We start from the raw sequence: 14,192 nt of genomic DNA, 5'->3' as shown, positions 1-14,192 counted from the left end.
ATTTAAAGCGGGACTGAGGCTAAAATTTTACCGATACGTTAAACATAAACTGCCGCGCGTAGCCCATTTGAATAGGTATCACGCTCGTAGTTGTGCCGGTCGAGGATGAGGTGTAGTATTTTTTATCGGTCAAATTTTTGACGTTAAACGAAAAATTCGTATCATAGCCCGAAATTTTAGTATCGTAGCTCACAAAGGCGTCATAAACTACGGCGTGAGGCAGCTTAAACGCTGTTCCTGCGGGCACGTTCGGTAGGTTCGTGCGCATATAGTAGGTGTACCACGAGCCGAAGTATCGCGCGCCGCCGCCGAGCCTAAGCCCCTTTGCGCCTAGATGCGCGAAATCGTAGTTGGCAAATAGGCTTGCTTGGTGCTTCGGCGTCGCTTCCAGCGGTTTGCCGATTAGCACCGCAAAAGCGCCGTCGTCCTCGCGCACCCTCGTTTTGGTGTATGCGTAGCTTGCCGACATGCTAAGTCCCTGCGTTACACGCCCGTTTATATCGAGCTCAAATCCTCGCGAGCGAGCCTTGCCGATCGTCTCACTTATATTATTTACCGTCCGCAGGATGTTTCTTTTATCGATATTAAACACCGCCGCACCCGCAGTGACGCGATCGTTTTGAAATTTAGTGCCGAGCTCCACGGATTTGCCTTCCTCCGGCTTTAGATCGCCGCCTATCGCCTCGCCTATTGACATCTGCGGCGTGAAGCTTTGCGCGTAGTTAGTATATACCGACCACTGCGGACTTAACAGGTACAAAAGCCCGCCCTGATAGGTCGTAGTGGCCTTTTTCTGATCGGTGTTGTTCGGTCCTTGCCAGCTTTGTTTGGCTACTTGATCGTAAAATTCCCTACGCACGCCCAAAGAAAGTATCAACTCGTCGGTTAAATTTATATTATCTTGGGTGTAAAGCCCGATCGTTCTTAGCTTTTGATATTGTATTTTTGGCTCTCTATCGTTCGTTAGGACGGCGCCCGAAGCGGTCTGTCCGGTAAGCATATTGATGCGTCCTGCGGTGCCTTTTAGCGCGCCCGGACGGTATCTGTAGTAGTTTTTGTAATCCGTGCCGAAAAGGACGTCGTGCTTAAGCGGGCCCGTTTCAAATTTGCCGTTTAGCGTGACGCTTGCTGCGTGCGTGCGGTGTATGAAATTATCGTAGTAGTTATACGATCGCGTCGTGCCGGTAAGGCCTTGGGGCGTGAATGGATTGTTCGGACGGACGTAGCCGTATTCGTGCTTGCTGCGCGAGAAAGCATAGGCGCCTTTTAATATCCAATCCTCGTTAAATTCCTTCTCAAAGCCGAAATCAACCGTATCGAGCTTGCTTTGTAGTTTATTTACCGGCTCGTCGAAGCGGACTTTGCCACTGCCGTAAATTTTACCCGTACTCGGCACCAAAAACGCGCCGCGATCTACCGGATCGGTAGAGCGGCTATGGGTGTAGCCTAAGCTTATCGAATAATCATCTCCTTGATACGCAAGTGACGGCGCAAAGAGCGTGTTTTTTATACCGCCGAAATTTCGCCAATAATCCTTCGCGTAGTAATCGAATATAAATCTATACGCAAAGCCGCTGTCTGCGATCGGCCCTGTAGTATCAAATCCCGCGTCCCAATAGTTGCGATTGCCCAGCCCGCCCCAAATTTCATTTATAAACTCATACTGCGGCTTTTTGGTTACCATGTTTATGACGCCGCCCGGTTGCTGCGCGCCGTAGAGCATGCTCGCGGGCCCTTTTAGAACCTCGACGGATTGAATAGTTTTATTGTAGTTGTGCATCACGGCGCCCGGCACGCCGTTGCGCATAATCGAGCCGTCGCGACCCTCGCCGAAGCCACGCTTGATGATCGCATCGAAAATATTTCCCGTCGTATTTGCATAGCTTATGCCGCTTACGTTTTGCAGCGATTCCGCTAAGGTTTCTGGCTTTTTGTCCTTTAGATGCTGCTGCGTTACGACATTTACGGTTTGCGGAATTTCTAAAATTCTCTTAGTCGTCTTGCCGATCTCGCTGCGTACGGCGCGGTAACCGTCGTCGTTATTCGCCCATTCTACGACCTCGATATCGCCTAGGTTTTCGCCCGAAGCTGGATTTGCCGCGGCGTTTTGTTCGGCGCAAGCAAAGGAAAAAAGCGCCAAAGCCGCGCCAAAACTCATCTTAAATTTCATCGCCAAACTCCTTATAGATAAAGCTTATCTAAACGGCGGATTTTAAACAAAAATTTCTTAAATTTAAATATATTATCATTAACATAATGAGATTGATAAAATTTCGCGTGGAATTTTAAAATTTATCAGCGTTATAAAAGGCGTTTTTGAGTAATATCGCGCATCGATCTTTAAGGAATTGCTAAAAATGGACGAAAAAAGCCGAGCGAAATTTGAAAGCTGCGTGTCGCAGATGCTTGAAATTTTAGGCGAGGATCCGAAGCGTGACGGGCTTGCAAAGACGCCCGAGCGCGTGGCTAAAGCCTATGAGTTTCTAACTAACGGCTACGAGCTGGATCCAAAAGAAATTTTAAACGACGCGCTGTTTGAGAGCAGCAACAACGAGATGGTTTTGATAAAAGATATAGAATTTTATAGCCTCTGCGAGCACCATCTGCTGCCTATCATCGGGCGCGCGCACGTCGCGTATATCCCGAATAAAAAGGTCGTGGGGCTTAGCAAAATTCCGCGTATGGTAAATATTTTCGCGCGCAGGCTGCAGATCCAAGAGCAGCTTACCGAGCAGATCGCAGGTGCTATAGAGGAGGTGATCCATCCGCTCGGCGTGGGCGTGGTGCTGCAGGCGCGGCACATGTGCATGGAGATGCGCGGCGTGCAAAAGATCAACTCGGCCACGACTACGTCGGCACTGCGGGGGCTTTTTATCAGCCGAAACGATACGCGTAAGGAATTTTTCGATCTAATAAATTCTCCGAAAACTTTTGGTTTTTAAAACGGTAAGCGTTAAAGAAAAATTTAGCAATTATGTTATATTATCGTGCGAAATTGATAAAAGAGCGAAATTGTCTGATTAAATTTTAGACAAATTTTAGAAAGGAATTTTATGCAGCGCGTTTATTTGGATAATAACGCCACTACGATGGTCGATCCCGAAGTTTTTGAGGAGATGAAGCCGTTTTTTTGCGATAAATACGGCAATCCAAACTCCCTTCACAGCTTCGGCAGCGAGACTCACCCCGCGCTAAGAGCCGCGATGGATAGGCTCTATGCGGGGCTTGGCGCTGCAGATGCGGACGACATCGTCATCACAAGCTGTGCGACCGAGAGCAATAACTGGGTTTTAAAAGGAATTTACTACGATAAAATTCTAACCGGCGAGAAGGATAATATCATCATAAGCTCCGTCGAGCACCCCGCAATCAGCGCGACCTGTGCTTTTTTAGAAAAAACCTGCGGCGTAAAGATCACCCGCCTCGGCGTCGATAAAGACGGACAGATCGATCTTGACGAGCTTAGCGAAAAGATCGACGACAAAACTGCGCTCGTTAGCGTGATGTGGGCAAATAACGAAACCGGCACGATCTTCCCCGTAAAAAAAATCGCGCAAATCGCACACGAACACGGCGCGCTGTATCATACCGACGCGGTGCAAGCGATAGGTAAGATAAAGGTGAACGTGTGCAATGCGGACGTGGATTTTTTAAGCCTTTCTGGGCATAAATTTCACGCTCCAAAGGGCGTCGGCGCGCTCTACATCAAAGATAGCAAGCCGCTTACGAGCCTGCTTCACGGCGGCGAGCAGATGGGCGGACGCCGCAGCGGCACGCTAAATGTCGCGGGCATCGTGGGGCTCGGCAAAGCCTTGGAGCTAGCGAATAAATTTATGGATTTTGAGCGCACTCAGGTAAGCAGGCTGCGCGATAAGCTGGAGGATGCGCTTTTGCAAATTCCAAACGTCAGCGTCGTGGGCGATCGCAGCATCCGTGTGCCAAACACCATTCTTGCCTCAATCCAAGGCGTCGAGGGAGAGGCGATGCTGTGGGATCTAAATAAAGCCGGCATCGCCGCTTCTACGGGCTCTGCGTGCGCGAGCGAGGCGCTCGAGAATAACCCGATAATGGAAGCGATCGGCGCGGATAAGGAGCTGGCGCATACGGCGCTAAGGCTTTCACTGTCGCGCTTTACTACGGAAGCGGAGATCGATTACGCGATCGAACATATTGGTAAAGCTATTGCCCGTCTGCGCGGGATTTCAAGCACGTTTGCTTACGCGCCGCAAGGTTATGAGAAAAATAAAGGATAAAAAATGGCAAAAAATAGTTTGATAAACGGCTCTATCTGGGAGCAGTACTCGCAAAAAGTACAGGACCGCATGAATAATCCTCGCTATATGGGCGAGATCACCGAGGAGGAAGCGAAGGCTAGGGGCGGTAAGCTAGTGGTCGCAGACTTCGGCGCCGAGAGCTGCGGCGATGCGGTGCGGCTGTATTGGTTGATCGATCCTAAGACTGATAGAATTTTGGACGCTAAATTTAAAAGCTTCGGCTGCGGCACGGCGATTGCGAGTTCGGACACGATGGCCGAGCTTTGTATCGGCAAGACCGTCGATCAAGCGGTAAAGATTACAAATTTAGACGTAGAGCACGCGATGCGCGATACCCCAGATGAGCCTGCCGTACCGCCGCAAAAGATGCACTGCTCGGTAATGGCATACGACGTCATCAAGCAGGCCGCGGCGAATTATAAGGGGGTCGATCCTGCGCATTTCGAGGATGAGATCATCGTGTGCGACTGCGCGCGCGTGAGCCTCGGCACGATCAAAGAAGTTATCCGCCTAAACGACCTTCACACGGTTGAAGAGATCACGCAATACACAAAAGCGGGCGCGTTTTGTAAATCCTGCGTGCGCCCGGGCGGACACGAGGAGAAGGATTACTATCTGGTCGATATTTTAAAGCAAACCAGAGAGGAGATGGAGCGAGAGAGACTTCAAGCTCAAGCCGAGGCGAGCGCCGCTAATAACGTGAAAGCGGGAGCGGAGATGAGCTTTGAGCAGCTAAATTTGATCGGTAAATTTAAAGCGGTCGAAGGGGTGCTTGACGAGGATATCCGTCCGATGCTTCAGATGGACGGCGGCAATCTCGACGTCATCGACATCAGACCTGCAGACGACGGCAAAACGGACATCTATATCCGCTATCTGGGCGCTTGTAGCGGCTGCGCGAGTGGCGCAAGTGGCACGCTGTATGCGATCGAAAATGTTTTGCAAGAAAACCTTAGCCCAAACATCCGCGTAATGCCGATCTAAACTTATCGGCCGCTACGTTTCATCTTGGCTTGGTCTTGACGAAATTTTAAGAGCTTGAGCTTCTGCGCAACAGCGGAGCTAAATTTCGTCCCTTAGCTAAATCCGCAATTAGACGCTAAATCTGCGTAGAATTTCGGTGCTTGCTTTTAAGAATATCGTAAATTTAGCTAAGGTTTTCTAGCGTGAAATTCATCCGTAGATTTTGTCTATAAAATTTAATTAAAAGCTTTTTTCGCTCGTGTAAGTTTTTTATGAGATTTCGTTTGTAAATTGGACATAGAATTTCTCCGCGAATTTCATCTTTTCATAAATTTAGATGAAAATGCGCCATAAATCGCAGAATTTTAGCTGGCTATAATTTCTTTTTATTATAATTGCGCCTTATTTCAACTAAAAGGGGAGCAAATGAAAGTATTTGTTTTGGCGGCTCTGCTACTTGGTTTTCTATCTGCAAATTCTTTGGATCAGATCAAAAAAGATAGGCTCGTTCGCATAGGTGTATATAACGATCAGCCGCCGTTTAGTGCGCTCGTAGACGGCAAATATAGGGGATTTGAGATTGCTCTTGGCGAAAAGCTCGGTAAGGAGATTTTCGGAGATAATCCCGGCAAGGTAAAATTTATCCCGATCACGGCTTCAAGGCGCATTAGCGCTTTGCAACGCAATGAGGCAGATATAGTGATTGCGACCTTTACTCCGACGCCTGCGCGAGCTAAGAAGGTGGATTTTTCAGAGCCTTATTTTAAGGTGCAGGTGGGTGTGCTAGCCAAAAAAGACGAGAATATCACGAGTTTCGATCAGCTGCGCAAAAAGAGGATTTTCGTCATCAAACACTCTCCTATTCACAATTTCTTACGAAAAGCAGGCTTTAGAAAGAATTTAAACTTTTGCGCCAGCTCGGCTAAATGCTACCGCGCTTTCAAAAGGACGAAAAATGCCGTGCATGTCGATGATAATCTAATCCTGCACGCATACGCGATCATTGATAATAAAACGCAAGTTGCTTTAGATGGTCTAGGTAAGCAAACTTACAACGCAATCGCCGTGCAGAAGGGCAATAATGCGCTGCTAGAGCTAATCAATACATCTTTAGTAGGACTAAAAAAAGACGGATTTTTGGATAAGACCTTTGATGATACGCTCGGGATTTTTTATCATGGCACGATCGATAAGAAGGAATTCTTGGTTGAATAAAATTTCGTACAGAATTTAATTCGTGCGCTTGACTTCCGCTTGAAATTAGTTTTATTGTAATGACTAAGTGGGAGAATACGTTGCGGGCTTAATTTGCTTTTAGAATTCGGTCTTGATTTTACTTGCCTCTACTAAAGCGCAAATTTTATCGAAATTGGTGAGGCTATTTAAAACGCGCGCACCACTAGCGTGAAATTCCATTTTCGGAAGTAAAATTTTTAAGCGATTAGGTTGCATTTAAAATTCACGCAACTTTTATAGAGTCCGTTTCAATTTTACATCCCACAAAACCCGCGCTAGCTTGTAAATTTCTATTTTTTCAGCTCTAAATACCTGCTTTTCCACTACAACTTTATGATTTAAATTTTAAAAATTCCTCTAAAAGGAGTTAAACTCCCAAGCGCTATTATTGCCTCAGTATGGAGAATTTAAAATTTACGCCCTACATCAAAGGCAAATTTTATGCAAAGTAGGCGCTAAATGAGCAGGCGGAGCAAATAATTTCAAATTTAGCGGCGCCTGTCTTATCGGCGCCGCGAAGCTGCATATTACAAAGACCTGGCAAATGCAAAAAGCAATCGTAAAATTTTACCCCAAGAGCCAATCTTGATTTATTTCACCAACTCGTAATTATACTCTTTCGTGCCGTCGAGTAGATTTGTGACGTTGTAGCCTCGCTCGTTTAGGGCTTTGGCTAGCTTGGCGCTACGGTTGCCGCTGTAGCAGTGCGTGATTATCTTTTTGTCTTTGTTGGCCTCAAGTACGTCTTTGTAGTTTTCTAAAGGCTCGCCGTATGGGATATTTATCGCGCCTTTCATATGCCCCGCGTCGTAGTCCTGCTTCTGCCTAGCGTCGATGACCAGTACGTTTGGATCATTTGCTATTTTCAAAAACCCCTCCGCGTTTATGCTGCCGACCTTATACAGCTCGTAGTCGTACTGCTTCACACCGGGCGCGTTCATAAGCACATTGAAGCCCTTTTGTTTAAGCAGATCAAGCGCCTTGCTGCTGCGATTGCCCGTATTGCAATAAAGCACGACGTTTTTATCCTTGTAGGCGTTTATCTCATCCAGCCTGCTTTCAAGCTGCTCAAGCGGGATGTTGATCGCGTGTTTTATGTGGCCTGCAGCGTACTCATCTGCGCTTCTGACGTCGATGACTAGATAATTTTCTTTCGCCCTATTGTCCTCCTCTATCGCCGATAGCGCCGCGCCGCTTATGGCGTAGCCGTTAGGCTGGTGCGTCTCTGCGCCGCAAGTCGCAAAAGATCCTAATGCCGCCAGCAAAACCGCGCTTTTTAAAAATTTGTGAGAAATAAATTTCATGTGTTTCCTTTAAATTTTAATTTTTAAAGCGGAGATTATATCGAAATTTTAGCTAAATAGTGTGAATTTACGCCGTTAGCAGATGTGAGCGATCAAGTAGGCGATTTGCTTGCAAAAGCAAAAGAGTGATAAAATTTAATAAGGTCGGACTTTCGTCCGACCGGTATCAGAAAGGAGGGGTTAAAATATATAGACCGCGCCGAGCACGATAAACGCTCTTAGGCAAAAGCCGCCTATAAGCACGCCGTATTCGTTATAAACACAGCTTTTTACCTCCTCGCCGCCGTGCGCACAGACGCTACCGTCTACATTCACGCTGCAGCTGCGAAGCATAAATTTACTTCCGCCTAGCAGCGGCAAAGCAAGCCCAAACACGACAAAGCCTATCCAAAACATCGGCGCAAGCGAGCCGCTGATTATCTTGGTTACGCTCGCCATACCCGCAGCCTCACTTTTTACGCTAGCAAATAGCGCTAGCACCGCAACAATCTCAAGCGCGACTAACACGACGTGAAATTTATGCGCGCAGTGGCTTAGCCCGTGCCCTGCATTTAGCGTAGCGGCGGCGTTCGCACTAAGCCCCGTAGAGATTGCGGAGATCGTAAATAAAATCGGTAGCCACACGCTAGCCCAAAGCGGGATCGCCTTTACGACGTAAAGCAGTAGCCCCGTATATCCCATCACTCCAAGCGCCAGAATGGCTCCGAGCGTGAGCATCATGTCGCAAATTTTACCGCTCTTTTTGATCTGTAAAAGCACCAAAACGCTAATTACGATAAAAAACGTAAGCAGATATGTACCTATGCTCATCATCGAAACTGGGCGCGTGTAGAGCTGTAAAATTTTAAGAGGATTTATCGCAGCGCTCGGCGCCAAGTCAAACAGCAAAAGCGCAGTTCCTATTATCACCGCAACGGGTGCGAGCAGAAAGCCAAATTTATAAAACCTCTCGTTTAATGAGCCCAAAAAGCCCTTGTAAGCCAAAGCCGAGCACAAAAATGCTCCGGCGCCTAGACCGCCTAAAAACAGATAGATGACTATGAGCCATCCCCAAGTCGTCTGTACCATTGTCATTCCTTTAAATTTTCAAAAATTTCAGGATCTTTTAGCGCACTTTTCAGCGCATCCATCTCGCTATTTAGGTAGAGATTTAAAAAGCTTCCGAAACTCTTCCAAAGGTCTAAATTTGCGTGCTCGTCGCAGCGAGCGGCAAATTTGCAAAACCACTGCGACGGATGAGCGGCGATAAATTCCGCCTTTTTATGCAAAATTTCATTAAATTTAGCCTCATCCTCCGCCTTTAGCGCGCTAAAACTTAGAAAATAAAGATATTGCAGCTCGTACCCGATGAAATCGTCGGGAAATTTATCAAGCTGCGCATCCTCGAGTTTTAGCCCCGAGCTCTCGTAAAAGCTTCGCACCTGCATCGTCTTTGCTCCAAACATCGTTTGATAGTCGAAATACACCGACTCGTAAGGCTCGGCTTTGGGGCGCTTAGGGCCTACGAAGAGCCTATTGAATTCGTAGCGAATTTCATCGATTAAATTTGACTCGTTTTTGCATTTAGTGAATTCGGGGATAAATTTATGCTCTTTAAACTTAGGCGCAAAATCCTGTGTCAAATTTAAAAGCTCGTCCAAATTTTCACCGGTAAGAGGCACCAAAAATACCTGCCTCAAAAAGTCCTCGACGCAAAGACTCTGCTTTAAATTACGCATCTTTTTATCCTTAGTGGATAAACTCATTGCGCTTCATACGAGGATAGAAGCGGATGTTTGGCTTTGTAAAAAAGTGCTTAAAGCCCGGCATCTCTTTCTCCATTCCCGCACTATCGCTCACATCGCTATCAACTAGCTTTAGCACGTCGCAAGGACAGCCCGCTACGCACGCAGGCTCCTCGCCGCGCTCGAGCTTCTCGGCGCAGAGGTTACACTTTTGCGCTTTGCCGTCTTTGCCTTTGGTTATCGAGCCGTAAGGACAGGCGACTAAGCAATATCCGCAACCGATACATTTATCGTGCAACGGCTGAACTATGCCGTTTTCAAGTTTAATATAAGCTCCCACGGGACAAACATCCATACACGCAGGCTCTTCACAATGGTGGCACGAATGCGAGATGAAAATTTCCTTTTCGATCTCGTCTTCATGGATGAGCATCATATCGACGTGGCGCCAGTTGATGTCGGGGTCTTGGTTATGATAGACCTGACATGAAATTTCACACGCCTTACAACCTATGCAAAAGTTGTAATCAAATAAAAATCCTTGTTTTCGTTTCATTTTATGCCTCCTGTTTTGCAGCTTTTTTTACTTCACAAAAGCTTGCGGTATAGGTCGATCCGTTACCCAAATCGCTCACTCCGTCCGAGCAAAGGATATTTGCTCCCGTGCGAGATTTGGTGACTTTAACCCAGATATTATTCCATGCATAAACGATTCCAGGCTGCATCTGATTGGTCTCGACCGCCGTAAATATCGCCGTGCCCTTTTCATTCGTGGCCTCGACCGTATCGCCCTCTTTGATACCGCGCGCCAGCATATCCTCGCGCGTCATAAATAGCTCGGCGTTGCCCTTTACAATGACGCGTTTTAGGATGTAAGGCATATTGCCCCAGTTTGAGTTATCCTGAAGCTGCGTGCCTGGCGTCATAAAATAAAGCGGATATTTTTTCAAATAATCTTTGCCAAAATTTCTATGCCTTTTGTAGTAATCCCAATCGTCGTCAAGATCGATCACTGGATGATAACCTGCCTCTTTGAATGTCTCGGAATAAAGCTCGCACTTGCCGCTTTTAGTACCGAATACCAGCTTATCTTTCGGCGCATAAGGGTAGTAAGGAAACTGATCTTTCATCGTCTCAGGCGTTCTAAACGGCTTAATCCAGCCTACGCTCTTTAGCTTTTCGTAGGTGATATTTTGCTTTTTGGCAAATTCCGTATCTAAAAACCTTCTACAAACCGTCTCGCTATCCCAGTCGAAGCACTCCTCGGTATATCCCATCGCCTTGGCTAGAGCGTTAAAAAATTCCAAATTCGTCTTGGCTTCGCCCAACGGCTTGATGCTTTGGGCGTTGTAGCAGACGTAGCCTGAAATTTGATCGTTTTGAATATCCTCGCTCTCCATAAAGGTAACGCCTGGCAATACGTAGTCCGCGTAGTCGCAGGTGTCGGTATCGTAAGGATCGATAACTACCAAGAAAAAATCGTCGTCCATCACGCGTTTTTTGATTAAATTCGTATTGGGCGCCGTTACCATCAAATTCGAGTTGTAGTTGATACAGGCTCGAATTACCGTATTTATCGGCTTACCTAGATAGGTCGGATTTTCCTTTTGGATACCTTTGCCAAATTCTATATAGCTTATTTGCTGGCGCTCTATCTTTTTGCCTTCCGCGTCTTTCGGCGAAAGATCTGGCATGCAGTTATCGAAGTTAAAGCAGCCCTTTACGTGCACGTAAGCCCAAAATAATCCGCCGCCAAGTTTTGTAAGGCAACCCGTAAGTACCGGCAAGAAGGTAACCGCGCGCACCAGCCTTGCGCCGTTAAAGTGTCTTTGTCCGCCGTCGCCGTGCATAATGGCAGGCGCTTTGGCGTGGGCGTATTCTCTCGCGAAAACCTTGATCTGATCGACGCTTGCTCCGCACATTTCAGATAGTTCGCCATAAGTGTAGAGTGAGCACTCATGTACTAGATCTTCAAAGCCGGTTGTATATTTTTCTACGAATTCATGATCATATAGATCTTCTTCTATCAAAAATTTGCACACTGCTAGACAAAATGCCGGATCGCTCGAAGGCTTTAGCTGGATAAACATATCGGCTTGGTTTGCGAGCGGAATTCTGATCGTATTTATGACGATGATCTTACCGCCTCGCTTTTTGACGCGGTGGGCAAATCTGATCCAGTGCACCGCCGTATAGGCTTCGTTTGAGCCCCAGCTGATATACATATCGCTATCATCGACTTCCAGCGCGTCTTTTGAAAAGTCCGTACCGATAACGCTCGGCGTGCCCGCATAGCGCGGCCAGTCGCATGGATTACGTACAAGCCTCGTAGCGCCATATTTTTCAAAGAAATTTCCAGGCGCGATAGTCTTTGAGATATGCCCTTCGTTGCCCGAATAGACAAATTCCGTCAGCGCCTCGCCGCCGTATTTTGCTTTGATCTCAGTAAGCTTCGCGGCTATCTCTTTTAGCGCTTGATCCCAGCTTATGCGTTCCCATTTACCCTCGCACTTTTTACCGACGCGCTTCATCGGATACATTATACGATCGGCGTTGTATAGGTGCATTGCGTAGGTATGACCTTTGACGCAGACCGTGCCTTGCGTTAGAGGGTGCTTCGGATCGCCCTTGATGCTAACCATCTTGCCGTCTTTGATCTCTGCAATCATCGAACAGGCGTCGCGGCAGTTTCTAGGACAGGTGAGGTAGTGATACTCTACGCCCTGCTCGTTTCTATAGGATTTCGGTTTAAAATCCACCTCAAACTGCTCCATACCAAATAGGCTTGGAGAGGCTCCCGCCGTAGCTAGAGCCGCTCCCGCGCCTTTTAAGAAAGAACGTCTTTGCATCTCTTCTCCTTAAATGTGGGCTTTATTTCATATCGTATATGAAAACTTCATTTTCTTTGCCTTCGCGCGAAAAAACATAAAATTTGCCGTCCTTCACAGCAAGCGCCCTCGCGTTTGCCGCTCCGCTAAAGCCATATGCATCCTCAATCTTATGAGTTTGTAAATTTAACTTTAAAATGGTCGAGAAATTTTTACTCAAAAGATAAACGGCGTCAGGCTGAGCATCGATGCCCGTGACATAGTATTCGCCTAGGCTCCTGCTCTCTTTTAGCTTTAAATTTGAGCCGATTTGCGGAATAAATTCCTCCAAAATCATCTTATCGTCGCCGTCAAACACCGCCACGCTCCAATAATCCCTCACGTCGTTAGGCACGGACGCAACGATAAATTTATTCGCAGCCGCGTCGTAATCCCAGCCGAGGATATACTGCTGCTTTGCTCGAAGCGTGGAGAAGCGCCCTTTGTTGCCAAGATCGTTTAGCTTCCATTTATCCCAGCCCTCGGTCAAGTGCCTCCACTGGCTGTTTTGCTCCTCTGCACTAAGCCCGTCCGCAGGCTCATAAAATACGAAAGTTTTATTAAAGCTTATCATGCCAATCTCGTTTTTATACCACGTCGCACCTACGGTCGCTTCCATCTCCATTATAAAGTGGCGATCGTGCTTACCGTATCTAAGCGGCTTTAAATTTTCGTCCGCAACGTAAAATTCGTTATTTTTAGAAACCAGCGCGAACTGCTTTTTATCTGCGTCATAATCCGCTCCCGTAATCGGCGCGTCGTTTTGTAAGCTTAAACTCACTTCAGCACTCGGTGCACCGAGCTCCTTCACGCCTTCAAGTGCACCTGCTTTGCTATCGAGATTAAACTCAAACCCAAACGCCAGAGCCGCTAGCGCCATAAAAATCATCAGCTTTTTCATCTTTTTGCTCCTTAGTTTGGCAGATCCGGAAGTTCCGGATTCCAATCAAATCTAAAATCAAGCGCACTTTGCCAGTGATCTTTTTCCCAAAACCATTTGGCGGGATCAAGACTTAATCTAGCCGGCGTGCTAGAGCCCAGATACGGCGGCGGGCCTGAGACGATGAAAGCCTGTGCGCAGTTTGCGACGATGATGACGATGAAAATTAAATTTGCGATCTTACCCAGAGGCAAGTAGCGCAAAAACTCGCCGTATTCGCCACTAGTGCTCTTTTTCATTATCTCGCCCAAATTTTTGCTACATAAAAATATGACCGCCAAAAACACGATCGCGCAAAAATCTACGACGATGACCCAAAGTTGCGTGTGCGCGCCTAAAATTTCAAGTCCGAAGCCCTGTTTTATGTCGAGGTAGCCGCCGAACGTCCCATCAAGGCTGTAGTGGATAAAGCCGTTGAATATCCCCCAGCAAGCCATTAGCAAAAGCGCCGCGACGTAGCCGGGTCTTAAGCCGTATCTAAGGATAAAAAGCGCGATAAGGCTGATGGCTATCATCGTGATCCTCTCCGCCCAGCACATCACGCACGGGCTATCCCCCATACCAAAGCCCAGTATCAAGCAGGCTATACCGACCGGGAGCGCCACGAGGGCGATGATGGCTAGCGACATTAGGTTAAAAAATCCTCGCTCGGCGGCGGGAATTTGATTTTGTTCTAAATTTTGCATATCGCCCTCCTAAAAGTTGCCTACCGGCACGACGACCCATAAATTTACGTAAAACTCGAGCGCGATCAATATCGCGCAGCCTGCCGCCGCACAGCCCGTAGCTAGATTTTTCCTCTGCGGCTTAAAATATAATATAAGCCCGCTGATCAAAAATAGCGTCAAAATAAGAAATTCCATTTCAAACCGTCCTTTCCTAAT

At 47.1% G+C, this 14,192-nt stretch carries 13 protein-coding genes; 4 read left to right on the top strand and 9 right to left on the bottom strand.

The window, feature by feature from the left end; genetic code table 11:
- Positions 1–19 precede the first annotated feature (19 nt).
- Entirely contained in the window at positions 20–2,170 is a 2,151-nt protein-coding gene (locus tag Q0323_RS05925) for a TonB-dependent siderophore receptor (RefSeq protein ID WP_298052479.1), read from the bottom strand.
- A gap of 187 nt (positions 2,171–2,357) precedes the next feature.
- Between Q0323_RS05925 and folE the strand changes: the two genes are divergently transcribed.
- From folE to Q0323_RS05905, 4 genes are all read left to right on the top strand, one after another.
- On the top strand, positions 2,358–2,942 hold the full coding sequence (gene folE, locus Q0323_RS05920) for a GTP cyclohydrolase I FolE (RefSeq protein ID WP_298052477.1): 585 nt from the start codon (positions 2,358–2,360) through the stop codon (positions 2,940–2,942).
- A 111-nt stretch (positions 2,943–3,053) separates the two neighbouring features.
- Positions 3,054–4,253: a NifS family cysteine desulfurase gene (locus Q0323_RS05915; RefSeq protein ID WP_298052475.1), complete on the top strand. Its 1,200-nt coding sequence runs from the start codon at positions 3,054–3,056 to the stop codon at positions 4,251–4,253.
- Between the two features lie 3 nt (positions 4,254–4,256).
- Positions 4,257–5,258, top strand: coding sequence for an iron-sulfur cluster assembly scaffold protein (locus Q0323_RS05910; RefSeq protein ID WP_298052474.1), 1,002 nt, complete (start codon positions 4,257–4,259; stop codon positions 5,256–5,258).
- 405 nt (positions 5,259–5,663) lie between these two features.
- Positions 5,664–6,452: a transporter substrate-binding domain-containing protein gene (locus Q0323_RS05905; RefSeq protein ID WP_298052472.1), complete on the top strand. Its 789-nt coding sequence runs from the start codon at positions 5,664–5,666 to the stop codon at positions 6,450–6,452.
- A 611-nt stretch (positions 6,453–7,063) separates the two neighbouring features.
- Here the strand turns inward: Q0323_RS05905 and Q0323_RS05900 are convergent.
- The 8 genes from Q0323_RS05900 to Q0323_RS05865 form a co-directional block, all read right to left on the bottom strand.
- Complete coding sequence (locus Q0323_RS05900; protein ID WP_298052471.1) at positions 7,064–7,777, bottom strand: rhodanese-like domain-containing protein; 714 nt, start codon at positions 7,775–7,777, stop codon at positions 7,064–7,066.
- A 180-nt stretch (positions 7,778–7,957) separates the two neighbouring features.
- Positions 7,958–8,845: an NrfD/PsrC family molybdoenzyme membrane anchor subunit gene (gene nrfD, locus Q0323_RS05895; protein ID WP_298052469.1), complete on the bottom strand. Its 888-nt coding sequence runs from the start codon at positions 8,843–8,845 to the stop codon at positions 7,958–7,960.
- Positions 8,846–8,847: 2 nt separating this feature from the next.
- Positions 8,848–9,495 (bottom strand): molecular chaperone, encoded by a 648-nt coding sequence (locus Q0323_RS05890; RefSeq protein WP_298052467.1) that lies wholly within the window; start codon positions 9,493–9,495, stop codon positions 8,848–8,850.
- 10 nt (positions 9,496–9,505) lie between these two features.
- Positions 9,506–10,057 carry a 4Fe-4S dicluster domain-containing protein gene (locus Q0323_RS05885; RefSeq protein WP_298052466.1) on the bottom strand — a complete coding sequence of 184 codons (552 nt, stop codon included), beginning with the start codon at positions 10,055–10,057 and terminating at the stop codon, positions 9,506–9,508.
- A 1-nt stretch (position 10,058) separates the two neighbouring features.
- A complete protein-coding gene (locus tag Q0323_RS05880) occupies positions 10,059–12,350 on the bottom strand; it encodes a molybdopterin-dependent oxidoreductase (protein ID WP_298052464.1) in 2,292 nt (763 codons plus the stop codon).
- Between the two features lie 22 nt (positions 12,351–12,372).
- Positions 12,373–13,269: a hypothetical protein gene (locus tag Q0323_RS05875; protein ID WP_298052461.1), complete on the bottom strand. Its 897-nt coding sequence runs from the start codon at positions 13,267–13,269 to the stop codon at positions 12,373–12,375.
- A gap of 11 nt (positions 13,270–13,280) precedes the next feature.
- On the bottom strand, positions 13,281–13,994 hold the full coding sequence (locus Q0323_RS05870) for a disulfide bond formation protein B (protein WP_298052459.1): 714 nt from the start codon (positions 13,992–13,994) through the stop codon (positions 13,281–13,283).
- A gap of 9 nt (positions 13,995–14,003) precedes the next feature.
- Positions 14,004–14,171 carry a hypothetical protein gene (locus tag Q0323_RS05865; RefSeq protein ID WP_169765898.1) on the bottom strand — a complete coding sequence of 56 codons (168 nt, stop codon included), beginning with the start codon at positions 14,169–14,171 and terminating at the stop codon, positions 14,004–14,006.
- Positions 14,172–14,192: the final 21 nt, after the last annotated feature.

The sequence above is a fragment of the uncultured Campylobacter sp. genome (assembly GCF_938030145.1).
Taxonomy (GTDB): Bacteria; Campylobacterota; Campylobacteria; order Campylobacterales; family Campylobacteraceae; genus Campylobacter_B.
The sequence above is the reverse complement of the archived record's forward strand: the minus strand, read 5'-3'. Positions and strand labels throughout refer to the sequence as shown.

What these genes read in the sequence shown, in the direction of transcription:
- Q0323_RS05925 (WP_298052479.1), bottom strand. Translation starts at nt 2,170, where the DNA reads ATGAAATTTAAGATGAGTTTTGGCGCGGCTTTGGCGCTTTTTTCCTTT.
- folE (WP_298052477.1), top strand. Translation starts at nt 2,358, where the DNA reads ATGGACGAAAAAAGCCGAGCGAAATTTGAAAGCTGCGTGTCGCAGATG.
- Q0323_RS05915 (WP_298052475.1), top strand. Translation starts at nt 3,054, where the DNA reads ATGCAGCGCGTTTATTTGGATAATAACGCCACTACGATGGTCGATCCC.
- Q0323_RS05910 (WP_298052474.1), top strand. Translation starts at nt 4,257, where the DNA reads ATGGCAAAAAATAGTTTGATAAACGGCTCTATCTGGGAGCAGTACTCG.
- Q0323_RS05905 (WP_298052472.1), top strand. Translation starts at nt 5,664, where the DNA reads ATGAAAGTATTTGTTTTGGCGGCTCTGCTACTTGGTTTTCTATCTGCA.
- Q0323_RS05900 (WP_298052471.1), bottom strand. Translation starts at nt 7,777, where the DNA reads ATGAAATTTATTTCTCACAAATTTTTAAAAAGCGCGGTTTTGCTGGCG.
- nrfD (WP_298052469.1), bottom strand. Translation starts at nt 8,845, where the DNA reads ATGGTACAGACGACTTGGGGATGGCTCATAGTCATCTATCTGTTTTTA.
- Q0323_RS05890 (WP_298052467.1), bottom strand. Translation starts at nt 9,495, where the DNA reads ATGCGTAATTTAAAGCAGAGTCTTTGCGTCGAGGACTTTTTGAGGCAG.
- Q0323_RS05885 (WP_298052466.1), bottom strand. Translation starts at nt 10,057, where the DNA reads ATGAAACGAAAACAAGGATTTTTATTTGATTACAACTTTTGCATAGGT.
- Q0323_RS05880 (WP_298052464.1), bottom strand. Translation starts at nt 12,350, where the DNA reads ATGCAAAGACGTTCTTTCTTAAAAGGCGCGGGAGCGGCTCTAGCTACG.
- Q0323_RS05875 (WP_298052461.1), bottom strand. Translation starts at nt 13,269, where the DNA reads ATGAAAAAGCTGATGATTTTTATGGCGCTAGCGGCTCTGGCGTTTGGG.
- Q0323_RS05870 (WP_298052459.1), bottom strand. Translation starts at nt 13,994, where the DNA reads ATGCAAAATTTAGAACAAAATCAAATTCCCGCCGCCGAGCGAGGATTT.
- Q0323_RS05865 (WP_169765898.1), bottom strand. Translation starts at nt 14,171, where the DNA reads ATGGAATTTCTTATTTTGACGCTATTTTTGATCAGCGGGCTTATATTA.